This is a genomic window from Arthrobacter sp. SlRoot2-15 (genome assembly GCF_059739345.1).
This window is the reverse complement of the sequence record NZ_AP046058.1, coordinates 2,142,554-2,165,111: the sequence shown is the minus strand read 5'-3', so window position 1 is coordinate 2,165,111 and position 22,558 is coordinate 2,142,554. Positions and strand designations below refer to the sequence as shown.

Here is a 22,558-nt window from a genome sequence, read left to right as displayed (position 1 = left end):
ATAAATGCGGGCGGCCGGGACCAAATAGAACGCGTTCATCGACGCAGGATGTGCCTCTCACATGAAAAAGTCCCACTTCCTGGGGCGGATTCCCGAGGGAATCCGGCAGGGATCCGACTGATAGACCGAAGCCGGTCAACCGAACCAAAAGTGGGCATCACTGCACATCAAGTTCCCCCAGTCTATCACCTGCGCGCCTCCTCCCGTTTCCAGCCCTTCCCAACTGACTGGCAGATCAGGCCCTTTTCGGGGCTCAGAACGGCCTGATCTGCCAGTCAGTTGGGTAGGCCGGGGCGGGACACCCGCGCTGCCACCGCCACACTCCCGACGCCCATCGCGGCGGTGAGCGCGAACACCCCCACAAAGGAGGCGGCTCCGGCGCCCGCCGCCGGCGTCATTGGCGCGAACGCCGCAAAGACGAGCCCGGTGCCGGCGAGCGCCAGGGCGCCGCCGAGAGAATCGGAAATGGACATCGCCGAGCTGTTGAAACCCTCGTTGTGCTCGTCGGACAACGCCAGGGTCATCACACTCAGCCGCGCATACATCAACCCCATGCCGCCGCCGGCGAACACCCAGGCGATCATCACGACGGCGGCCGGCCAGTGCAGCATCGTGGTCACCAGCACCAGGACGATGGCGCCCAGCACCAGGGCTGCGCCGGTCCGAACCGCGCGGCGGTGATCAAGGCGCGCCCCGAGCCGGCCCTGGACCGCGGAACCGGCAGCCCACGCGACGGCGCCCCCGGTAAGGGTCAGTCCGGCGAAGGTGGGCGAGGAAACATAGCGTTCCACCAGGAGGTACGGCAGGTAGACTTCGGCGCCAAAAAACGCAGCCGAAGCCAGCCCGCGGGTCAGGATGACGCTGGGGAGGCCACGTCGGGCGGTCAAGGTTCCGCGCGGCACGAGCGGGCGGACCGCGATCAGGGCGACGGCGACGGCTGCTACCGCGGCGCCGGCGGCCATGCCGCCCGCCGTCGGAAGCCGGTCGGAGAGATTCAGGCCCAGCACGGCGAGCGCCGCGAGCGCGGCCCAGGCCAGCCCGCCGTAGCCCGGGGATCGGCTCGCACCGGCCGCGGGCTCCTCCCCCGGCGCAGTTTCCTTGGCGGTTCCCCTCGCGTTTTCGGGACCGCCGCGCAGTCCGTGCAGGGCCGGCACGATCATCAACAGGGCCGGCACCACCAGTCCCACGACGCCGAGGAACACCCAATGCCAGCTGGCCAGCTGCGCCACCAGACCTGCCGCGAAGGGGCCCACCAGGGAAGGGATCACCCAGGCTGCGGAGAACGCGGCGAAGATCTTAGGGTGCAGCACTGGCGGATAGACCCGGGCGAGCACAACGTAAAGAGCCACTGTCATCGCACCGCCGCCCAGTCCCTGCACCAGCCGCCCGGCAACGAGGGCCGGCATGGCCCCCGCCGATCCGGCGATCAGCAGGCCCAGACCGAACAGTGCCACGGAGGCGTACAGCGGGCCCGCCGGCCCGCGCCGGTCCGACCAGTTGCCGGCCGCCACCATCCCGATCACGCCGGTGGCCAGCGGCCCGGCGAAGGCCAGCGCGTAGAGGCTGGCACCGTCGAGCTCCCGGCTGACCAGCGGCATGATGGTGGTCACCGCCAGCGATTCGAAGGCGGCCAGGAACACAAGGGCCAAGGCGCCGAGGGTCACCAGCAGGTAGCGGCGGTGGAAAATGCCGGCAGCCTCCGGGGCGTCAGCGCGGGGTGCGGGCGGGTCAGTTCGGGACACGTGCCACAGCCTACAAGAGGGTCATCCACCGGCCCCGGCGGTCCGGCTAACCGGCGGCGTCGAGCCCCTGCGCCGGCACCACGACGGCGCCGCTCGCCCGGGAGTCAGGGTTTAGCATCCAGCCCACGCGTTTCACGGTGCTGAGCATGATCACGCTTTCCACCAGCACCATGCCGGGCACCTTCTGCTGCAGCACCAGCTCGATGCTCATCACGTCCGCCAGGGACTGCAGCCACATGATGATCACAAAGTTGGTGGGCCCCGTGGTGGAGGCGCTGAGCCGCACATTCCGCATCGTCTTCAGCTCGGCAGCCGCAGCCTCGTGCCGGCCGGCCGGAACGTTCACGAACCACTGGCAGGTCACGGGAAAGGCGGAAAGCTTCTGGGCGACCTCACAGCGGAAAGACAGGATCCCGCTGGCGAGCACACGGTTAAGCTGCCGCTGGACCGTGGCAGGGTGCCGGCCCAGCGCACGGGCGATGTCCGCCGCCGTGGCCCGGCCGTCCTTGGCCAGGAAGGGAAGCAGAGCCAGGTGACTGGCCGGAAGCTGGTCTCTGGCGGTGGAATGAACTGCCCCGGTTGTCTCCGCGCCCGCCATGGCGCGCACGGCGGCCTGCTGGGCGCGGCTCAGCACGTTGAGCCGCCAGGAGCCGCCGCTTGAGTGCAGCCGGGTGCACAGCGCCGTCTGGTACTTGAGCAGTCCGTCAATCTCCTTCAACCTCGAGACCACCCTCGAGCTGAAGTCGTCCAGGGAGGGGGTGATCACGGTCAGCATTAGGTCCCGGTTGCTGGCCGCCTCTTCCACCGTCACGATCTCCGGCATTCCGGCGAGTTCCGCGGTCACTTCCTCGCGCCGGTTCATTTCGCAGTCCACGGCGACGAACGCCAGGCACATCTGGTGGGGGTCGCCAATCAGGTGCGCGGTGACCCAGGAGACGCCGGCCGCCCGCAGCCGTTCCCAGCGGGCGGCGAGAGTTGTGGCGTGAACGCCGAGCACCTCCGCCGCGTCCGCCCAGCTCATGCGCGGGGCGATCTGCAGGACATTGATCAGGGCAAGATCTTCCTCGCTGATTTCCATGATTTCCCTTCGACGCTGCACGAAACCTGCAATGCATCGCATATCTTGCATATTTTCAGGCGTTTCCGACTCTGTGAGTCAGGTCACTCCAGAATAGACGCAAGTCCACGCGAGACCACACCCACCACAGACCGCACCACAGAGGAGACCACGTGCCGATCACCGCAGACGCCCGCGAAATGCAGGCGGATCTTGCCCGCTTCCGCCATGAACTGCACCGGGAGCCGGAAATCGGCCTGACGCTTCCCCGCACCCAGGAGAAGGTGCTCCAGGCCCTCGACGGACTCGGCTATGAGATCACACTGGGCCGGGACACGACGTCGGTCACGGCGGTGCTGCGCGGGCAGGCCCCCGGCGCCGGCACCCGCCCGGCCGTGCTCCTGCGGGCGGACATGGACGGCCTGCCGGTGCAGGAAAAGACCGGCGTGGACTACACCTCCCGGATCGACGGCGCCATGCACGCCTGCGGCCACGATCTGCACACCGCCATGCTCACCGGGGCCGCCACCCTGCTGGCCGAACGCCGGCACCGGCTCTCCGGCGACGTTGTCCTGATGTTCCAGCCCGGCGAGGAAGGCTTCGACGGCGCCAGCTACATGATCCGCGAAGGCGTCTTGGACGCCCCCGGCCGGCGCGTGGACGCCGCATACGGCATGCACGTCTTCTCCGCCCTGGAACCGCACGGCACGTTCTGCACCAAACCGGGCGTTATGCTCAGTTCCTCCGACGGCCTGACCGTGACCGTGCTCGGCTCCGGCGGCCACGGCTCGGCCCCGCACTCGGCCAAGGATCCGGTCACCGCGGCGGCCGAAATGGTCACCGCCCTGCAGGTCATGGTCACCCGCCAGTTCAACATGTTCGACCCCGTGGTCCTGTCGGTGGGCGTGCTCCAGGCCGGCACAAAGCGCAACATCATCCCGGAAACCGCCCGCATCGAGGCCACCATCCGGACCTTCTCCGAGGAATCCCGGCAGAAGATGATGGAGGCCGTGCCGCGCCTGCTGAAGGGCATCGCGGCGGCGCACGGGCTCGACGTCGACGTCGACTACCAGCAGGAGTACCCGCTCACCATCACGGACGAGGATGAGACCCGCACCGCGGAGCACGTCATCGAGGGCCTGTTCGGCGATTCCCGGCTCGCCCGCTGGGCCACCCCGCTGAGCGGTTCCGAGGACTTCTCCAGGGTCCTCGCCGAGGTCCCCGGCACGTTCATCGGGCTGAGCGCCGTCCCCCGCGACGCCGACCACACCACCACCGCGTACAACCACTCCCCGTACGCCACGTTCGACGACGGCGTGCTGGCCGACGGTGCCGCGCTCTACGCAGAACTCGCCATGTCCCGGCTGGCCGCACTCGCGGCAGCCTCCGCCCCGGCCCACGCCGCCGCCCCCGCACTTTCCTAGCCCACCCCAAGGGAGAAGACCCATGACTGCAACCGCGTCCATGCCAACGGCAACCCGGACCTCCACCCGAAAGACCATCATCGGCACCGGCATCGGCAACGCCGTCGAATGGTACGACTGGGCCATTTACGCCACGTTTACGCCGTTCATCGCCAGCCAGCTTTTCAGCAAGGCCGATCCGGCGTCGGCGGTGCTATCGACCCTGGCGATTTTCGCCGTCGGGTTCGTGGCCCGTCCGTTCGGCGGTTTCCTGTTCGGCTGGATCGGTGACCGGATCGGCCGCAAGGCGTCCATGACCCTTGCCGTGGGCCTCGCGTCCGTGGGGAGCCTGATGATCGGCATCGCGCCGACCTTCGCGGCGGTCGGAGCCTGGGCCTCGCTCATGCTGCTGGTGGCACGCCTGGTCCAGGGCCTGGCGCACGGCGGCGAGCTGCCGTCGTCGCAGACGTACCTCTCCGAGATGGCGCCGCGCGAACACCGCGGCTTTTGGGCCACCCTGATCTATACCTCCGGCACGGTGGGCATCTTGTTCGGTACCCTGCTGGGTGCCGTGCTGAACATGGCCCTGAGCACCGAAGTGATGAACGCATGGGGCTGGCGCATCCCGTTCCTGGTCGGCGCGGCGATGGGCCTGTACGCCCTGATCATGCGGTCCCGGCTGCACGAAACGGATGTCTTCGCGGGCGAAGCCGCGGAGGAAAAGCGCGCCCCGATCTGGCCGCAAATTGTCCGCCACCGCAAGCAGGCGCTGCAGGTGATCGGCCTGACGGTCGGCCTGACGGTTATCTATTACATCTGGGGTGTTGTGGCCCCCAGCTACGCCACCACCGCGCTGAAGATCGACCGCGGCGAGGCCCTGTGGGCTGGCGTGATCGGCAACATCGTCTTCATCGCCGCGCTGCCCTTCTGGGGCAAGCTCTCCGACCGTATCGGCCGCAAGAAGGTGCTGTGGTCCGGGGCCATCGGTGCAGGCATTATGCACTTCCCGATGACCGCCCTGCTCAAAGACTCCGCCTGGCAGCTGGCCGTCAGCATGTCCGTGATGCTGATCTTCATCGCCGCGAGCGCTGCGATCGTCCCGGCCGTCTACGCCGAGCTCTTCCCGACCAGCATCCGCACCGTTGGCGTCGGAGTCCCGTATTCGATCTGCGTGGCCCTGTTCGGCGGCACCGCACCCTACCTGCAGCAATGGCTGGGCTCGAGCCTGCAGCTGCCGCAGCTGTTCAACGTGTACGCGGTCCTGCTCCTGGCCGTCTCCGCGGCGTTCGTCTTCACCATACCGGAGACGAAGGGCAAGGACCTCACGGTCTAGTCCATCACCCGGCGGGGCGGGCACTCCTGCCCGCCCCGCCGGGTGCCGGAACTCCACTATTCTGGAGGTGATGAGTGAGTCTCCAGAATTCCCCCAGCCGTCGCAGGATCCCCGCCCGGTCACGCCCGGCAGCCAAGCCTCCTTTGGCACCTACGGCGGCCGGCCGGTCAGTTTCGTGCGCCGCGGCACCCGCCTCCAGGGCCGGCGCCAGGCCGCGTGGGAAGAGCACTCGGACCGGTGGGCGGTAGACGTGCCGAGGCACGTCGCCAACACCTCGGTGCATCCGGACTATGTCTTCGACGCCGAAGCCGAATTTGGCCGGAAGGCCCCCCTGATTGTGGAGATCGGCTCAGGTCTCGGCGACGCTGTGTGCCACGCGGCCGAGGAGAACCCGGACAAGGACTTCCTGGCCGTGGAGGTCTATACCCCTGGTCTGGCCAACACCCTCATCAAGATCAACAGCCGCGGGCTGACCAATGTCCGGGTGGTGGAGGCCAACGCCCCCGAGGTGCTGGCCAGCATGCTCCCGGAGGAGTCGGTCGCCGAGCTCTGGGTCTTCTTCCCGGACCCGTGGCACAAGTCCCGGCACCACAAGCGCCGCCTCATCCAGCCTGCTTTCGCGGACCTCGCGGCCCGGGCGCTCAAACCCGGCGGTATCTGGCGGATCGCGACCGACTGGTCCAACTACGCCGTGCACGTGCGTGAGGTCCTGGCGGGCTCGGCCGACTTCGAGAACCTGCACGACGGCGAGCGCAGCGGCGACGACAGTCCGCTCACGCAGGTCTGGGAATCCGGCGTGGAGTCGGTCGTGGGGGGCGCCCCGGTCAGGGAAGGCCGCGCCCCGGTCAGCACCGAGCACACCGGCCCCAACGAGGGAGTCGACGACGTCGGCGGCTGGGCGCCCAGGTTCGAGGGCCGCATCCTGACCAGCTTCGAAAACAAGGCCCACGAGGCGGGCCGGCTGATCTTCGATCTCTGCTACCGGCGCCGCTGACGCCACCGGCCGCACGCCCGCCCGTGTCCGGCATTAGTGCCGCGTAGCTGCTATCACGCAGCCGGTTCCCGTGGCACGATTACGGGACAATCATGGCTGGCGGCGGCAACACCGCAGCGGTAGAACTCAATGACGCAAGGGACCGACCATTAAAAAAGAACTCCAGGACGCCGCGGAAGTCGCCGAGGACGTCACCAATTCGAAGCCGCTCGAATACGCGGCACGGGCCGGGTTTGCCGTCTCGGGCATCCTGCACTTCCTGATCGGGCTGGTCGCGATCCGGCTCGCCATGGGCGGCCAGGGGCAGGCTGATGTGAGCGGCGCCGTTGAATCGCTCTCCAAGCAACCGGCGGGTCCCATCCTGCTGTGGAGCGCCTTCTCCGCCTGCGTCGCGCTGGCAATCTGGCAGACCAGTGATGCCATTTTCGACTTCTCCCACCTGCCAACGAAAAAGAAGGTCGGCAAGAAACTCAAGGCCGCCCTGCAGGCTGTGGTCTACGCCGGGTTCGCGCTCACGCTGGCTTCCGTCGCTATCGGCGCCCAAGCAGACCACCGGCGGTCCACCAGCGACCTGACCCTGCAGCTCATGCAGGCCCCGGGCGGCGTCCTGTTGCTGATCGTCATCGGTGCCGCGGTGGCCGTGACCGGCGTTGTCTACGCCATCCGGGGCTTCAGGAAGTCGTTCATCAAGTATCTGCGCATGCCCTCCAATGAGCACGCCCGGACTGCGGTGTCCGTCACTGGAGTAGCAGGTTACGCAGCCAAGGGTGTTGCGTTGCTGCTGACGGGGCTGCTGGTCGTCATAGCCACGGTGAAGGCGGACCCGTCGCAGTCAACCGGGCTCGACGGCGGACTGAAAGCCTTACGCGATCAGCCGCTGGGCATGTACATGTTGGCCGCCGTCGGCGCCGGCTTGATTTGCTATGGCGTTTTTATGGCCGTCCGGGCCCGGCTCGCCCGGATGTAGGAGCCTGTCCGCGGCTACGGCTTGAAGTCGTCGTGGACCACCACCCGGGAGAGCTCAACCGTGCCGTTTGGCAGTTTCCAGTAGTGCAGCCGGCGGGCGGCCGCCACCTTCTGCTCGACCGCGGCGCGGAAGCAGCGGGCACCGTCCGCGCGCACGAGCTGGGCGGTGTCTCCTCCCGAGGCGGCGCGCAGGGCGTGGACTTCACGCGCGGGATTCCGGTCCGCCGCGCCAATCAGGACTTCCACCGTGGCCTTCAGCGCTTTCGCCACCACTCCGGGGTCGGTGAAGCGATACAGGGACGCCGCAAATTCCGGGCCGGCCTTCCATTCCAAGGGCAGCGCCTGCCGCGTCTTGTCGCTCGCCGGAACGTTCCGTACCCAGGCGAGGTACACATCGTGCCGCAGGCGTTCGTCATCGGTTGCGAACAGGCCGTCGGAGCCGGTGACCAGGGAGCGCTTGAGGGCGGCCTGCGTCCGGCGTTTGTAGGCCTTGAGGTCCAGTAGTTCGGCCTGAACCCCGGCAAGCCGCGCCGCCGAGGCTTCCATCGCCACCCGGGCTCCCTCGGCAATCTGCTGCTCCGCCTGGAGTTCGAGCCGCAAGTCATCCTGCGCCCGCTGAAGGCTGACGAGTTCGGCTCCGGCCTGGCTGGCAGCGGCAACAAGTTCCTGCAGGGCGGCGACTTTCCGCCGCTCGGCTTCCAGTTGGAGCTGGGTGGCCATCAGGGCAGCCGACGGCTTAGGAGCCAACGCTGTAATAGTGGAGCTGTCCTGATCCGCGGCAGCTGCACGTGTTCCGGCGGCCCCGGCGTCCTCGGCGGGAAACGTCCGGCCCGACGCCGGCTGCTCGGTGAGGTGCCGTCCGGCCCGTAGCCACGGGGTGCCGCCGGTGAGGAGGGCGGGGGCCGGCGCGACGTCGGCATCCTCGTCAACATCGAGCAGGGACAGCACCACTGCACCGTTTTCGTGCAGGAAACGTGCCACCACCACCTCGCCCTCGGTCACCAGGCTGTCCACGGCGTCGAGGGGGTTGGAAGAGATGCGCGCCTGTTCCACGGACCAACTGGACCCCGGGTAGAGGGTCAGCTTCGCACTGTTGGCGCACACCTGCTCGGCCAGGGCCAAAACGAGGTCACCGGGCCGGTACAGCGCTGCAAGGCGCGGCGAGATCTTAAGGCCGTTGATATCGAGCGTCTTGTCCTCTTCGTTGAGATCGCCCTCGACGGACTGGCCGATGTCCAGCATCCAGTCGAGGCGGACCGGCGGGACGACGTGCTCGCGCTGGATTGTGCAGCAACTGCCGTCGCCGAGTTCGATGATGGCCCGGGATCCCGCGCTGGCGAAGGCCTTCACGGTCCCCTGGACGCGCCGCGGCGCGGTCCGGACCGGCGCGGCCTTCGCCGGAGCGACGGTGACAAGGCTCAGCACATCGTCGATGATGTCCTCGGCCGCACGGTCGGCTGCGCTGCGGTCCCGTGCCATCCGCAGCCGGCTTCGGTGCACGTCCTTCATCCAGCGGAGATCCTCCGCATAAACCCGCGCCGCATTGCCGAACACCTCGGCGCCGGCCGGAAGGCAGTCGCCGAAGGCATAGCTTTCCGGACCGTTTTCCAGCAAAAAGACTTCGGCAAGGTCTCCGACCTCCCGGGCGATATAGTCCACGTCGATACGGTTATCCCGCTGCCCGGGATGCCAGGAAATGACCGCTGCCGGTTTGGTCCGCCCGGCCGCCATCAGGCGGTGCGCCAGGTCCCTGCCGGAGTCAACAACCACAAATGCCTGTTCCATAACGAATCCCCAATCGCCGGTGCGGACGTGCCTGCCGCAGGTGGTGGGGAAGCGACGGCTCCCCCACCTTCAGAGAAGCAAGGGGGTCTGACACTAAATGCGCGCCGGCCCGCCGCCGGTTCCCGCACCCCGTCCGCCCTACCCGCGCGGCACGGCGATGACGGCCATGGTCTGCTGGCCGTTCCGCATCTCAATCCTGGTGATGTTGGCGAGTTGCAGCGGCGTGGCTCCGGTGACGCGCACGTTCCCGCTCGGTGTTGCCGTCCAGGCGCAGGCACGGTCTTCGCCGCCGTCGCCGGCCCTCACCCACAGCGACAAGGTTCCGTCCACCGGCAGGCTCCGGCCCTCGACAGCGAGCTCGGTGCCCCAGCTCTTTTTGACCAGGGACACCGTGAACTGCAGCCCGTCCCCGGCCTGGACGGAGTAGCTGGCGTCCGGTTTGGGCGGCGGGTTGACCAGCGGCGCGGCCAGGATGCCGAGCGCCAGGCACGCCGCCGCCGCGGCAGCGAGCGCCGTGGTCCACCGGCGTCGAATTTTCCGACGGCGGGAGGACAATTCGTCGAGCAGCCGCCGCGGCAGCGCCGGAGCGGGGACCGGCGGCGCCGCCCCTGGCGAGGCGTCGGCAGCAGCGGCCCCGAGCGCTACGGCGTCGGGCACCGGGACCGCGTCCAGCAGCGCCGGGAGGCTGGCGAGTTCATCGAGTTCGGCGCGGCAATCCCGGCATTCGGCCAGATGCCGTTCGAAGTCTGCCGCCTCGTCCGGCGGCAGGCCGCCGAGCAGGTACGCGCCAAGCAGCTGGTGGGGTCCGGGTCCGTTCACCGCTGCACCCCCATTTCGTCAAGGATGGTCCGCAGCGCCCGGACCGCGTAGAAGGCCCGCGATTTCACTGTGCCGGCGGGAATATTCAAATGCTCGGAGGCCTCCTGGACGGTGAAGCGGCGGTAATGGAGCGCGACCAACACCTCCCGGTGCTCGGCGCTGAGGCGCAGCAGGGCTTCCTCCATCAGGACCCGGTTGAGCAGTTCATCCACCCGGTCGGCGGCGCCGGCCGAGTCGGGCACGTCCCGCTCCTGCGCTTCACGCGGCCGGTGCTGGGACCTGCGGTAGTTATCGATCAGGATGTTGCGCGCGGTCCGGAACAGGTAGCTGCGCAGGCTGCCGGTGATCTGCGGCGCCTGCCGCCAGATGCGCAGCACCGTTTCCTGCACAACGTCCTCCGTCATTTGCGGGTCGTGGCAGGCGCCCAGGACGAACCGCCGCAGGGCCGCGCCGTGGTCGCGGTAGATCGCGGCAACCACCTCTTCATCCAGCGGCACGCGGCACCTCCCGGGCTTATTCCTGCTGCCCCCTAGGACGTCCACGCCGGCGAAAAAGTTCACCGGGCGTCCGTGAACCATTCTTCACCCTCCGCCGTCGTACCAACTAGCCGGACCGCGAGAGGGCCGGCACCTAGCCAAGGAGCAAATCATGACCAAGCACTTCGGCGCCGCCCTGTCCGTCTTCGCCCTCGCCGCGGCCCTTTCCGGCTGCGCCGGCAGCGGGACCGCCACATCGCCGACGTCCCCCGCAGGCACGACGACGGGCCCAGCCGCTTCGGCCCAGCCGACCCCGGCAGCGTCCACCCCGGCAGCGGGCAGCGAGTCGGGCGCCCCGGCGTCGGCCGCCGCGCTCAAGACCGCAGCGACCAAGGCCGGGCAGGTGGTCGTGGACGCCAAGGGCATGAGCGTCTACCTTTTCGCCAAGGACACCAAGGACTCCGGCACCAGCGCCTGCACCGGCTCCTGCATCGCGGCGTGGCCGCCCGTGCTCGCAGGCTCTGACGCTCCCGCCGTGGAAGGCGTCACCGGCAAGATCGGGACGATCGCCACGCCGGACGGCAAAAAACAGCTCACCATCAACGGCATGCCGGTGTACTACTACGTCAAGGACAAGGCCCCCGGCGACATCACAGGCCAGGGCGTCGGCGGCGTCTGGTACCTCGTGAACCCGGCCGGGGACATGGTCACGTCGGCCGGGGGCTACTAGGAGCCGGCCCCGGACTCGTCGTCCTCGTCGCCGTCGTCGTCCACGAACTCGACGGCGGCCACGATCTCCCGGGTCTCCGGGTGGATCATGTACGCCTCGTCGTCGTCCTCCAGCATGAGGAACTCGCCCTGGTCCGTGGTGAAGTGCCAGGCCAGGACGCGTTCGCCGTTGAGGTCGTGGTTCGGGTCGCCCATGGTGATTTTCAACAGGGTATGTCCGGCCACCTCGCACAGTTCCCGGATGATCAACTCGAACTCAGGTGCGCTGAGGCGTTCCTCCTCGGCCGCCTCGGCCTGCCGCTCCGCCAGGTTGGGAATCCGGGACACCCGTTCGTGGATGTGCCGGTCGAGTTCGTCCGCGTCCAGCACCAGCAAGTCCGGCTGGCTGCGGAGCCAGGCGGCGTTGAGCGCGATGATGTCCTCGGTCTCCAGCAGCGGCTCGAATTCGCCGTCGAGCCGCTCCAGGAGCTGGACGGCCTCCGGTGCCGCGGCCTCGCTGCCCTCTCCAAACCCCTGACCGGCATCCCCGTCGAGGTACGCGTCGGCGTCCTCCTCCGAGAGCGCATCGAAGGCGGCCACGCTGCGGTTGAACAGGTCCAGATGCGCCGTGGCGCCCATGCCAGCGAGCCCGGCCCGGATGTACCCGTCAATCTCCCCACGCTCCGGCAGGGTGAAGACGTACTGGGCGAAGCCCCCGTCGAGGGCCTGCGTCAGGTAGAAATCCACGTAGTAGCTGCACAGCGCGGCCGGCGCGATCTCCTCGGCATCGAGCAGTTCCGCATACATGGCGTTGACGACGTCCACGTTGGCGTCCACAACATCCACGTTGCCGCCGTGCAGGCTGTCCCTGGTCAGGACCGGGGCGTGGCCGGTGTCGGACGGGCTCGTGGTCAGGCTGGTGCTCATGGGGATCCTCACGGTGGTGCGGGCGGTGCTCAGGTCTCCTCCACGGTAGGTCCGCTCCGTTGCCGGCGGGCCGTGCGGCAGGTGAACGTCTGGCGAAGTTTCCGGGCCCCGCCGGGCTGGCTAAGATGGATCAGATGACCAACTGCTGAAAGTAGTGCGCACATGCCATCCCATCCGGACGAGAGTGCGGCACTGGCAATACAGACCCCCGCGATCAACGACCGCTCCCTCGCGGCCGGGCTTGCCTACGCCATGGGGAGCCGGGTCTCCGGGATTTCCTTTGATGCGGCCACCGGCCTGATGCTCGGGAAGGTCCGCGGCGGCGCGGATGTGCCGTATTCGACGACGGCGAAGCTGGTGCGCAAGGGAAGCGGCTGGAGCTGCAGCGTCGGGGTGTGCAGCTGCCCCGTCCGGAAGGACTGCAAGCACGTGGCCGCGCTGCTTTTTGCCGCCGAGGACAACCCGGCCACCCGCATGCAGCTGCTGGCACCCGCGGATTCCTCCCGGCTCTCCCGCCAGCCCCCGGCCCAGGACCTGCCGGACTGGGAGCAGGCCCTCAGCCCGCTGCTCGCCCGACCGGGGATCACGGCGTCGACCAACGGCGTCCCGCTGGCGCTGCAGTTCGAGATCGAGGAACCTGCACCGCACTTCTCCTACACGGGACGCCGCGATCCGCTGCGCAGCGTCCGCCAGCTGAAGGCGCGCCCCGTCATTATGGGCGCCAAGGGCAAGTGGATCCGGGGCGACGTTTCCTGGAACACCCTCAGCTACCTGAACTACCGGCGTGAATGCAACGAAGCCCATGTGGAGTGGATGCAGGAATTCCTTGCCTCGCATACCGCCTTGGCGAACCGCCAGCACTCCGGCACCGCGCCCTGGCTGGGGCTGAACACCTACGCCGGGAAGAACCTGTGGGGCCTGCTGGGCGAAGCCAGGAAGATCGGCCTCGCCCTGGTCCACGGCCGCGGGGATGACCCCGTGCACCTGGCCGGCGAGCCGGCCGCCGTCGGACTCAATCTGGCCCGGCTCGGCGCCGAGGAGCCCGACGGCGGCGGGCTGGCGCTCGCCCCGACCATCACCGTGGAGGGGACCGTGGTCGATCCGGCGTCGGTGGGCACCATCGGCCGGCCTGCCCACGGGATCTTCCTGACCTCCGACGCCGACGCGCTGCCCGGCGTCGCCCCGGGGGATGCCGCGATCACGCTCGCGCCGCTGGAGGGCGGACTCAGCGAGGAACTCCTGACCTTCGTCACCGCAGGCACCACGCTGCGCATTCCCGCCCGCGATGAAGGCCGCTTCCTGACCGGGTTCTACCCGAAGCTCAAGCAGACTGCCCGGGTCACGGCCTCCGACGAATCCGTCGAACTGCCCACCCTGGCCGTCCCCACCCTGTCCCTGCTGGCGAACTACGGCGCCGACCACCGGGTCCGGCTGCACTGGGAATGGCACTACAAATCCGGCACCTTGGTCACCGCCCAGCCCCTCTGGCGGCACCCGGGTGACCACGGGTACCGCGACGACGCCGCCGAGGCCCGGATCCTGGAGACCGTGGGCCAGCCCTGGGACGTGGTCCCGAAGCTCGGCGAATCGGCCACGGGCGGCTGGGGCACCCCCCGGCTGGCGGCCTCCGCGGAACTCAGCGGCCTGGACACGCTCGCCTTCACCGAGGAGGTGCTCCCGGCGCTGCGCGAACTGCCGGAGGTCTCGGTGGACATCGCCGGCGAGATCGCCGACTACCGCGAGGCCGAGGAAGCCCCGGTGGTCTCGATCTCCACCAAGGCCACCGAGCAGCGTGACTGGTTCGACCTGGGAATCCAGATTTCGCTCGAGGGCCAGCCGGTCTCCTTCGCTGCCGTCTTCTCCGCCCTCGCGGCGGGCCAGACCAAGATGCTGCTGCCCAGCGGAGCCTACTTCTCCCTGGACCTGCCCGAGCTGCACCAGCTGCGCGCCCTGATCGAGGAAGCGCGTGAGCTCCAGGACAACAAGGACGCGCCGCTGCAGATCAGCCGCTTCCAGGCCGGGCTCTGGGACGAGCTGGCGCAGCTGGGAATCGTCGACGAGCAGGCCGCCGCCTGGCGCGATGCCGTCGGCGGGCTGCTGGAGGGCGGGGTCAAGGGGCTGCCGCTGCCGTCCACGCTGAATGCCGAGCTACGCCCGTACCAGCTGGAGGGCTTCAACTGGCTCAGCTTCCTCTACCGCCACGGCCTCGGCGGGGTGCTGGCCGATGACATGGGCCTCGGCAAGACCGTCCAGGCGCTGGCGCTGATCTGCGCCGCCAAGGTCGCGGCCGCAGAGACCGGCGGTGCGCCGTTCCTCGTGGTGGCGCCCACCAGTGTGGTGGGCAACTGGCAGGCCGAAACCGCGCGGTTCGCGCCCGGCCTCACCGTCCGGGCCATCAGCGAAACCTTTGCCAAGAGCGGCTCGGTGCCGGCCGAGGCGATGGCCGACGCCGACATTGTCATCACGTCCTACGCGCTGTTCCGGATCGATTACGACGCCTATGCCTCCCGGCAGTGGGCCGGCCTGGTGCTGGACGAGGCGCAGTTCGTGAAGAACCACCAGTCCAAGGCGTACCAGTGTGCCCGGAAGCTTCCGGCCGGCTTCAAGCTGGCTATCACCGGCACGCCGCTGGAGAACAACCTGATGGAATTCTGGGCGCTGACCTCGATCGTGGCGCCGGGACTCTTCTCCAGCCCCAAGCGCTTCGCCGAGTATTACCAGAAGCCCGTGGAGAAGAACGGGGACAAGGCGCAGCTGGACAAGCTCCGCCGCCGGGTCCGGCCGCTCATGATGCGCCGCACCAAGGAGCAAGTCATCCACGACCTGCCGCCCAAGCAGGAGCAGGTCCTCGAGGTCGTGTTGAACCCGCGGCACCAGAAGGTCTACCAGACGCATCTGCAGCGCGAACGGCAGAAGATCCTGGGCCTGATCGAGGACGTCAACAAGAACCGGTTCACGATCTTCCAGTCGCTGACCCTGCTGCGCCAGCTCAGCCTCGACCCGTCCCTGATCGACCCCTCCCTCTCGGCGGTGCGCTCCAGCAAGCTCGACGTGTTGTTCGAACAGCTGGAGGACCTCGTGGCGGAGGGCCACCGGGCGCTGATCTTCAGCCAGTTCACCGGCTTCCTGGGCAAGGTCCGCGAGCGGCTCATCGAGGAAAACATCGAGTTCTGCTACCTCGACGGCGGCACCCGCAACCGCACCGACGTCGTCAACGAGTTCAAAAACGGCGCGGCCCCCGTATTCCTGATCAGTCTCAAGGCCGGCGGTTTCGGCCTGAACCTGACCGAGGCGGACTACGTCTTCCTGCTGGACCCGTGGTGGAACCCGGCATCGGAGGCGCAGGCGGTTGACCGGACCCACCGGATCGGCCAGGCCCGCAACGTGATGGTCTACCGACTGGTGGCGAAGGACACCATCGAGGAGAAGGTCATGGCGCTCAAGGCCAGGAAGTCCCAGCTGTTCGCCGACGTGATGGAAGGCGACGCCCTCTCCGGCGGAGCGCTGACGGCCGAGGACCTGGCCGGACTGTTCAACGAGTAGGCTGCCGGTCGCTGCGCGCGGGGCCGGGAAGGCTCAGGCGGCGGCCGGGGCGGTGACGAAACGTGTCACCGCGCGGCTCCGGAGCCAGCGGCCAAGCTGTTTGCCCTTGCCCGTCCACCAGCTGTCCTCGTCGGTGTCGTGGTGCCAACGGAAGATGACGGACACCAGGACGAAGACCCCGCCGCCCACCTGTTCCCACGCCCCCGATGCCGCCTCGACCAACACAATCAGGGCCATGCTGAGGATCGACGGCAGCGCCAGGGTGCGGAACACGGTGTTGGCCACATAGCGGCGGCGGGTCCGCGGCACCGAGACGGCCCGGACCAGGTCAAAGCAGACGCAGACGACGACGAGCGACTGTCCGAGTGTCAGCAGGAGAAGGCCGGGCAGGGAGCTTCCGAAAAGTGCGACGGCCTGCAACCCGGAGTTCATGGCCGGCCCGCGATCCTTGCGGACGCCGGCGCTGTCGCGTCCGGAATCAATGAAGTCAACATGTGCTGCCCCCCGACATTTGCACTGGAACTCTAGGCTTGGCTGCCACGCGGCTGCCAAGACAATTCAACCGGCCGCCCGGGCGGGAGTCACGGGCTGCCGGTACGCGACTATGCGGGCGCGACCACCTGACTTTTGTCGCGGGTACTCAGTTATGGCGGGCCGACTACTTGGGCCGGCCGCCGACGGCGCGCTAGAAGGTTCCGCGCGGCCGCCCCACGGCGCGGGCCCACGGCGCGGGCCCACGGCGCGGGCCCGGGAGCGCAGCCGCCCCACGACGTAACCCAGGATGTGACCGTTGACACTTCGCTCGGATTCGTGCCATGGTTGTAATACCAGATGGTCAGACCAATGGACCGAAAGTATTTCGGCGATACTACGAGGAAGTAGCCCCATGAATCTCTACTCGCTTATGCAGAAGCGAACCGCAACCCAAGGACCCATCAGGGTCGGCGTAATCGGAGCCGGAAAATTCGCTTCCATGTTTCTCACCCAAGCCCTCAACACGGAAGGGATCCACGTCGTCGGCGTCGCGGACATTGACGTGCCGAAGGCCCGCGGCGCCCTCCAACGCACAGGCTGGCCCGCCGACCGCTATGCGGCGACAAACTTTGCCGAGGCTCTTCGAAACGGCACGACCTACGTCACCGACAGTTCCGCCGAACTGATCCAGCTCCCGCAGGTTGAGGTCATTCTGGAAGTCACGGGCAACCCGATCGTCGGGACCGCTCATGCCGTACAGAGCATCGACAACGGCAAGCACATCATCATGGTCAACGTTGAGGCCGACTGCATGGTGGGCCCCATCCTGCAACGCCGGGCGGAAGCCGCCGGCGTCGTCTACTCAATGGCCTACGGCGACCAGCCGGCACTGATCTGCGAGATGGTCGACTGGTGCCGCACGGTGGGCTTCGACATCGTCGCCGCCGGCAAGGGCACCAAGTACCTGCCCGAGTACAACTACTCGACGCCGGACACCGTATGGAACTACTACGGCTTCAGCGACGAACAACTCGCGTCGGGCGACTTCAACCCCAAGATGTTCAACTCCTTCCTGGACGGCACGAAGTCAGCGATCGAAATGGCGGCGGTCGCCAACGGCACCGGGCTCACGCCGCAGGACGAGGGCCTGTTTTTCCCGCCGGCCGGAGTGGACGACCTGCCCAACGTCTATCGGGAAAAATCCGTCGGCGGGATCCTGACCCGGCGCGGCACCGTGGAGATCGCTTCCAGCCTGCACCGGGACGGCACCGAGGTGGAGCGGGACCTGCGCTGGGGCGTCTACGTGACGTTCGAAGCCAAAACCGACTACGCCGTGCAGTGCTTCGCCGAATACGGGGTCAAGACGGACCCGACCGGCCGTTACGGCTCCCTGTACCGGCCGTACCACATGATCGGTCTGGAGCTCGGTGTCAGTATTGCCTCCGCAGTCCTGCGGGGAGAGGCCACGGGCTCCCCCACAGGCTTCCGCGGGGACGTCATGACCACGGCCAAGAAGGAGCTCAAAGCCGGCGAAGTCCTGGACGGGGAGGGCGGCTACACCGCCTTCGGAAAGCTCGCCCCGGCCCGCGTCTCCCTGGAGCGCAACGCATTGCCCCTGGGCCTGGCCCATGGAATGAAACTCAAGCGGGATGTACCAAAGGACGGGACCGTCTCCTGGGACGACGTCGACGCCGACGAGACCTTGCTTGCCGTGCAGATCCGCCGGCAGCTGGAATCCGAGTTCCGGGCCGAGCTTCTGCAACACGCATAGGTCAGACCTTCAGGCCACGGTTACGATGGAAATGCCGACAGCGGTCAGCCGACGGCAAGACAATCAATGAGGTGGTCGAACATGACAGCAGAAGCATGGGAGCCGGTCCAGAGGGTCCGGACCTACGAGCAGGTGATGGCCCAGATAGAGGACCGGATCCTGGACGGCAGGCTAAAGGCCGGAGACAAGCTGCCCAGCGAGCGGGACTTGTCCGCCCTGTTGGGTGTGTCCCGGCCCTCGCTCAGGGAATCGTTGCGTGTTCTCGAGGCGCTGGGCATCGTGGACATCCGGCCGGGTGGCGGAGCTGAGGGCGGCGCCGTACTGGTGGGCGAGCCCGGCTCGGGCTTCGTCAACCTGCTGAAACTTCAACTCGCCCTCGGCCAGTTCGACCAGAACGACGTACTCGAAACCCGGGTCGCCCTGGAGACCTGGTGCTGTGAGGAGGCCGCGGTCCGCGCCACCGCGCAGGATCACCACGATCTGGAACTGATTCTGGACCAGATGGACGACCCCAACATTTCCACAGCCGACTTCAACCGGCTGGACGCCGCCTTCCACGTAAGGATCGCGGAGTCCACCGGGAACACTTTGACCGCCCATCTGATGGGCTCGCTACGGACCGCCATAAACCGCCAGATGATCGAGGCCTACGCGCGCCTCACCGACTGGAAGTCGACGGCGAAAGTTGTCCGCAGCGAACACCGGCACATCCTCGAGGCAATCCGGCAACGGAACTCCGAAGAAGCCAGGCGGGCCGTGGGCGACCACATCCGCAGTTTTTACCACATTGACAACGTCAAGGGCCTGAACCACCCCCGCTGACGCCGGACTCCGGCGTCGACTGGTGCGAGCCTGCGGCACCCCGGGACGGGGAAGACTCCCCCTCCCATATCGAAGGAGATATGGACGCTGATGAGCACGCTCACACAGACACAAAGCCGCCAGGCTGAAACGGGATCGCCCGACAAGCTCAAGGTCGCAATCGGCAGTGCCGTTGGCACGACCATCGAGAATTATGACTTCCTGGCCTACGGCACAGCGGCTGCGCTGTACTTTGGCACGGCCTTCTTTCCGGGTCAGGACCCCCTCGCTGCCACCCTGCTGGCGTTCGCCACCCTGGCTGTGGGCTTCGCCATGAGGCCATTGGGCGGCCTGATCGGCGGCTATCTCGGCGACAAGTACGGTCGCAAGCCCGTCCTGGTGGGGGCGCTCCTGGTCATGGGCGCGGCGACCTTCGTGATCGGCATCCTTCCCACGTATCAGCAGGTTGGCGTCCTCGCCCCGATCCTGCTCGTTGCGATCCGCATCATCCAGGGCCTGGCCTTCGGGGCGGAGTGGGGCGGAGCCATCATGATGACGTTCGAACATGCGCCGTGGCGCCAGCGCGGCCGCTACACCGGCATCCCGCAGGCCGGCGTGCCGCTCGGCCTGCTCCTGGCCAACCTCGTCTTCCTCGCCACCACCGGCTGGAACAACGAGTGGTCCTGGCGCGTGCCGTTCCTTGCCAGCTCGATCCTGATTATTGCCGGCATCATCATCCGGATGAAGGTCAGCGAGTCGCCCGAGTTCGAGGAAACAAAAGCACGGGGCGAGCTCGTCAAGAACCCGCTGCTGACGGTTATCAAGGATGACTGGCGCAACATCCTCCGCGTCATCGGACTCCGACTGGCCGAGTCCGGCGGCTTCTATGTCATCGTGACCTACCTGCTGTCCTACATCACGACCAACAAGATCGTTGACCGCCAGACGGGCCTGACGGGCCTGGTCCTGGCTGCGGCCCTGGGCGTCGTGACCACAATCCTGTGGGGCCGGCTCACCGACGGAATCGGACGCCGGAAGCTGTATCTGGCCGGCTCGGCCGGCATCATCCTGTTCGGCTTCCCGATGTTCCTGATGGTCAACACGGCAGTTCCGTTCCTGATCATCCTGGTCTACATCATCGGACTCCCAATCCTCCACGACATGCTCGCGGGCGCCCAGGGTGCCTGGTTCTCCGAACTGTTCCACGCCAGCACCAGGACATCCGGCGCCTCCATCGGATACCAGTTCTCCGCAGCGATTTCCGGCTTCATCCCGCTGATCGCAGCGGCGACCGCCGCAGCCTGGGGCTGGAGCGGCGTATCGATCGTCTACATTGCCTGCGGGGCGATCGGGCTGATCGCAGCGCTCACCACGCGGGAAACCTACGGAAAGCGCGAGCGGGAAGACCTCGACGCTCTCATCGCAGCCGGAAAATAGACCCTCGTGAAATAGTGCCCGGGACCTCGTCAGGTCCCGGGCACTTTTTTGCTGTTCGGTTCCGCACGGCCGCCGCACTACGAGGGCCTCGGAAGTACGTGATCCGGAGCGAAGACCGGGGTTGACGTTCCCTGATTCCTGAGAGATAGTTTTCGTATACGATATCGTACTCGCTGAGGAGTAGCGCTTGGAACAGGTCACCGACCACACTCTGGCATCGGCCCGCAAGGTCATCGCAGTGCACATTAATTATCCCAGCCGGGCGGCCCAGCGGGGCCGGACGCCTGAGCAGCCGTCCTACTTCCTGAAGCCATCATCCTCCCTGGCCCTCAGCGGCTCAAGCGTCGAACGCCCGGCCGGTTGCGAACTCCTCGGCTTCGAAGGTGAGATCGCCCTGGTCATCGGCAAGCCCGCCCGCCGCGTGGACATCGACGACGCCTGGAGCCACGTGGAGTGGGTCACCGCCAGCAACGACCTCGGCGTCTACGACCTCCGGTACGCGGACAAGGGGTCCAACCTCCGGTCCAAGGGCGGCGACGGCTTCACCCCGGTGGGTCCGGCCCTGCTCGCTGCGGACGGCATCGACCCGGAACGGCTCCGGATCCGTACCTGGCACAACGGCAGCCTGGTCCAGGACGACACGACCGGGGACCTGCTTTTCCCGTTCGCCCGTCTCATCGCTGATCTGTCCCAATTGCTCACTCTCGAGACAGGCGACATCATTCTCACGGGCACCCCGGCCGGCGCCTCCGTGGCCAAGCCCGGTGACCTCGTAGAGGTTGAAGTCAGCGGCGCAGACCTCAGCACCGGCCGCCTCGTCACCCGGATCGCCGAGGGAACGACGCCGTTCGCCGATTTCGGTGCCCGGCCGAAGACCGACGACCTCCAGCGGGAGGAGGCGTACGGCTCGCGCGAGGCGGCCGGGCTCGCGGCCCCCGCCCCGGCCCTCTCCCCCGAGCTGAAGGACAAGCTCGAGAGCGTCTGCACCGCCACCCTGTCCTCCCAGCTGCGCAAGCGCGGCCTGGACAACGTCAGCATCGACGGCCTGACCTCCACCCGGCCGGACAAGCGGATCGTGGGCCTGGCCAGGACGTTGCGCTACGTCCCCAACCGCGAGGACCTGTTCACGGCCCACGGCGGCGGCTTCAACGCCCAGAAGCGGGCCATCGATTCCGTCAAGGACGGAGAAATCCTGGTCATGGAGGCCCGGGGCGAGAAGGGCACCGGCACCATCGGAGACATCCTGGCGCTGCGTGCCCAGGTCCGCGGCGCGGCGGCCGTCATTACCGACGGCGGTGTCCGCGACTTCTCCGCCGTCGCCGCCCTGGACATGCCCACCTTCTACGCCAACCCGCACCCGGCGGTCCTGGGCCGCCGGCACATCCCGTGGGACACGGACATCACCATCGCCTGCGGCGGCACCACCGTGCAGCCCGGGGACATCATCGTGGCCGACGCGGATGGCATCCTGGTGATCCCGCCGGCGCTGGCCGAGGAGCTCGCGGATGATTCCATCGCGCAGGAGCGCGAGGAATCGTTCATCGCCGAGATGGTGCAGCAGGGCCACAGCGTGGACGGCCTGTACCCGCTCAACGCGGCATGGCGGACCCGCTACCAGGAATGGGAAGCCGGCAAAGCCCATGAGTGACAAGACCAGTGCCGCTGGCTCCCAGACAGTCAGCAAGTCCGAGCGGGCCTATGCGGCCGTCAAGGGGCGGATTGTGGACGGGTCGTACTCGCCCGGTTACCGGCTGGTACTGGCGAAGATCGCCCAGGACCTGGGCGTCAGCGTGGTGCCGGTCCGCGAAGCCATCCGCCGGCTCGAGGCCGAAGGCCTGGTGAAATTCGAGCGGAACGTCGGAGCCACCGTCTTCGGGATCGACCCCACCGAGTATCTCTACACCATGCAGACCCTGAGCATCGTGGAGGGGGCCGCGACGGCGCTCTCGGCACCGCTGATCGGCGCGCCGGACATCGCTAGGGCACGGGCGGTCAACGCCGAGATGCGCGAGTGCCTGCAGGACTTCGACCCCGACCGGTTCACCCGGCTAAACCAGACCTTCCACGGCATCCTGTTTGAGCACTGCCCCAACCCCCACATCCTGGACCTGGTCCACCGGGGCTGGAACCGGCTGGCGTCCCTCCGCACGTCCACCTTCCGCTTCGTCCCCCGCCGCGCCCGGAAATCGGTGCAGGAACACGAGATGCTCCTGCGGCTTATCGAGTCGGGCGCGAGCGCCGACGAGATCGAAAAGGCCGCCCGACTGCACCGCTCCGCAACCCTGGACGCGTACCTCGCCCAGAGCAACAGTTAGGAAGACA

At 67.7% G+C, this 22,558-nt stretch carries 18 protein-coding genes; 11 read left to right on the top strand and 7 right to left on the bottom strand.

All coding sequences use genetic code 11. From position 1 onward, the window contains the following. Positions 1-275: 275 nt before the first annotated feature. Complete coding sequence (locus tag AC6I9V_RS09865; RefSeq protein WP_497899279.1) at positions 276-1,742, bottom strand: MFS transporter; 1,467 nt, start codon at positions 1,740-1,742, stop codon at positions 276-278. 46 nt (positions 1,743-1,788) lie between these two features. Further along, a complete protein-coding gene (locus tag AC6I9V_RS09860) occupies positions 1,789-2,820 on the bottom strand; it encodes an Lrp/AsnC family transcriptional regulator (RefSeq protein ID WP_497899278.1) in 1,032 nt (343 codons plus the stop codon). Positions 2,821-2,972: 152 nt separating this feature from the next. On the opposite strand from AC6I9V_RS09860, the gene AC6I9V_RS09855 reads away from it, so the two are divergent. From AC6I9V_RS09855 to AC6I9V_RS09840, 4 genes are all read left to right on the top strand, one after another. Continuing rightward, positions 2,973-4,223: a M20 metallopeptidase family protein gene (locus AC6I9V_RS09855; RefSeq protein ID WP_497899277.1), complete on the top strand. Its 1,251-nt coding sequence runs from the start codon at positions 2,973-2,975 to the stop codon at positions 4,221-4,223. Between the two features lie 22 nt (positions 4,224-4,245). Further along, positions 4,246-5,535, top strand: coding sequence for an MFS transporter (locus tag AC6I9V_RS09850; RefSeq protein WP_497899276.1), 1,290 nt, complete (start codon positions 4,246-4,248; stop codon positions 5,533-5,535). Between the two features lie 70 nt (positions 5,536-5,605). Then, the gene (gene trmB, locus AC6I9V_RS09845) at positions 5,606-6,529 is read left to right on the top strand and encodes a tRNA (guanosine(46)-N7)-methyltransferase TrmB (protein ID WP_497899275.1); all 924 of its coding nucleotides are present in this window, start codon (positions 5,606-5,608) and stop codon (positions 6,527-6,529) included. Positions 6,530-6,677: 148 nt separating this feature from the next. Beyond that, a complete protein-coding gene (locus AC6I9V_RS09840; protein ID WP_497900296.1) occupies positions 6,678-7,496 on the top strand; it encodes a DUF1206 domain-containing protein in 819 nt (272 codons plus the stop codon). Between the two features lie 14 nt (positions 7,497-7,510). On the opposite strand, the gene AC6I9V_RS09835 is transcribed toward AC6I9V_RS09840, so the two are convergent. From AC6I9V_RS09835 to AC6I9V_RS09825, 3 genes are all read right to left on the bottom strand, one after another. Then, on the bottom strand, positions 7,511-9,280 hold the full coding sequence (locus AC6I9V_RS09835; RefSeq protein WP_497899274.1) for a hypothetical protein: 1,770 nt from the start codon (positions 9,278-9,280) through the stop codon (positions 7,511-7,513). 138 nt (positions 9,281-9,418) lie between these two features. Further along, on the bottom strand, positions 9,419-10,099 hold the full coding sequence (locus AC6I9V_RS09830) for an anti-sigma factor family protein (RefSeq protein ID WP_497899273.1): 681 nt from the start codon (positions 10,097-10,099) through the stop codon (positions 9,419-9,421). Next, positions 10,096-10,596 carry a sigma-70 family RNA polymerase sigma factor gene (locus AC6I9V_RS09825; RefSeq protein WP_497899272.1) on the bottom strand — a complete coding sequence of 167 codons (501 nt, stop codon included), beginning with the start codon at positions 10,594-10,596 and terminating at the stop codon, positions 10,096-10,098. The genes AC6I9V_RS09830 and AC6I9V_RS09825 overlap by 4 nt, the downstream gene beginning before the upstream one ends. Before the next feature lie 151 nt (positions 10,597-10,747). On the opposite strand from AC6I9V_RS09825, the gene AC6I9V_RS09820 reads away from it, so the two are divergent. Beyond that, entirely contained in the window at positions 10,748-11,305 is a 558-nt protein-coding gene (locus AC6I9V_RS09820) for a COG4315 family predicted lipoprotein (RefSeq protein WP_497899271.1), read from the top strand. Here AC6I9V_RS09820 and AC6I9V_RS09815 read toward each other — a convergent pair. After that, the gene (locus AC6I9V_RS09815) at positions 11,302-12,210 is read right to left on the bottom strand and encodes a DMP19 family protein (RefSeq protein WP_497899270.1); all 909 of its coding nucleotides are present in this window, start codon (positions 12,208-12,210) and stop codon (positions 11,302-11,304) included. The genes AC6I9V_RS09820 and AC6I9V_RS09815 overlap by 4 nt on opposite strands. 162 nt (positions 12,211-12,372) lie before the next feature. On the opposite strand from AC6I9V_RS09815, the gene AC6I9V_RS09810 reads away from it, so the two are divergent. Further along, positions 12,373-15,753, top strand: coding sequence for a DEAD/DEAH box helicase (locus AC6I9V_RS09810; protein WP_497899269.1), 3,381 nt, complete (start codon positions 12,373-12,375; stop codon positions 15,751-15,753). 33 nt (positions 15,754-15,786) lie between these two features. On the opposite strand, the gene AC6I9V_RS09805 is transcribed toward AC6I9V_RS09810, so the two are convergent. Further along, positions 15,787-16,185: a hypothetical protein gene (locus tag AC6I9V_RS09805; protein ID WP_497899268.1), complete on the bottom strand. Its 399-nt coding sequence runs from the start codon at positions 16,183-16,185 to the stop codon at positions 15,787-15,789. Between the two features lie 454 nt (positions 16,186-16,639). On the opposite strand from AC6I9V_RS09805, the gene AC6I9V_RS09800 reads away from it, so the two are divergent. From AC6I9V_RS09800 to AC6I9V_RS09780, 5 genes are all read left to right on the top strand, one after another. Then, complete coding sequence (locus AC6I9V_RS09800) at positions 16,640-17,998, top strand: NAD(P)H-dependent oxidoreductase (RefSeq protein WP_497899267.1); 1,359 nt, start codon at positions 16,640-16,642, stop codon at positions 17,996-17,998. Positions 17,999-18,079: 81 nt separating this feature from the next. Next, positions 18,080-18,820, top strand: a complete 741-nt coding sequence (locus AC6I9V_RS09795) for a FadR/GntR family transcriptional regulator (RefSeq protein WP_497899266.1) — start codon at positions 18,080-18,082, stop codon at positions 18,818-18,820. A 90-nt stretch (positions 18,821-18,910) separates the two neighbouring features. Next, entirely contained in the window at positions 18,911-20,236 is a 1,326-nt protein-coding gene (locus tag AC6I9V_RS09790) for an MFS transporter (protein ID WP_497899265.1), read from the top strand. Positions 20,237-20,423: 187 nt separating this feature from the next. Continuing rightward, the gene (locus AC6I9V_RS09785) at positions 20,424-21,884 is read left to right on the top strand and encodes a fumarylacetoacetate hydrolase family protein (RefSeq protein WP_497899264.1); all 1,461 of its coding nucleotides are present in this window, start codon (positions 20,424-20,426) and stop codon (positions 21,882-21,884) included. Beyond that, entirely contained in the window at positions 21,877-22,551 is a 675-nt protein-coding gene (locus AC6I9V_RS09780) for a GntR family transcriptional regulator (RefSeq protein ID WP_497899263.1), read from the top strand. The genes AC6I9V_RS09785 and AC6I9V_RS09780 overlap by 8 nt, the downstream gene beginning before the upstream one ends. Positions 22,552-22,558 lie beyond the last annotated feature (7 nt).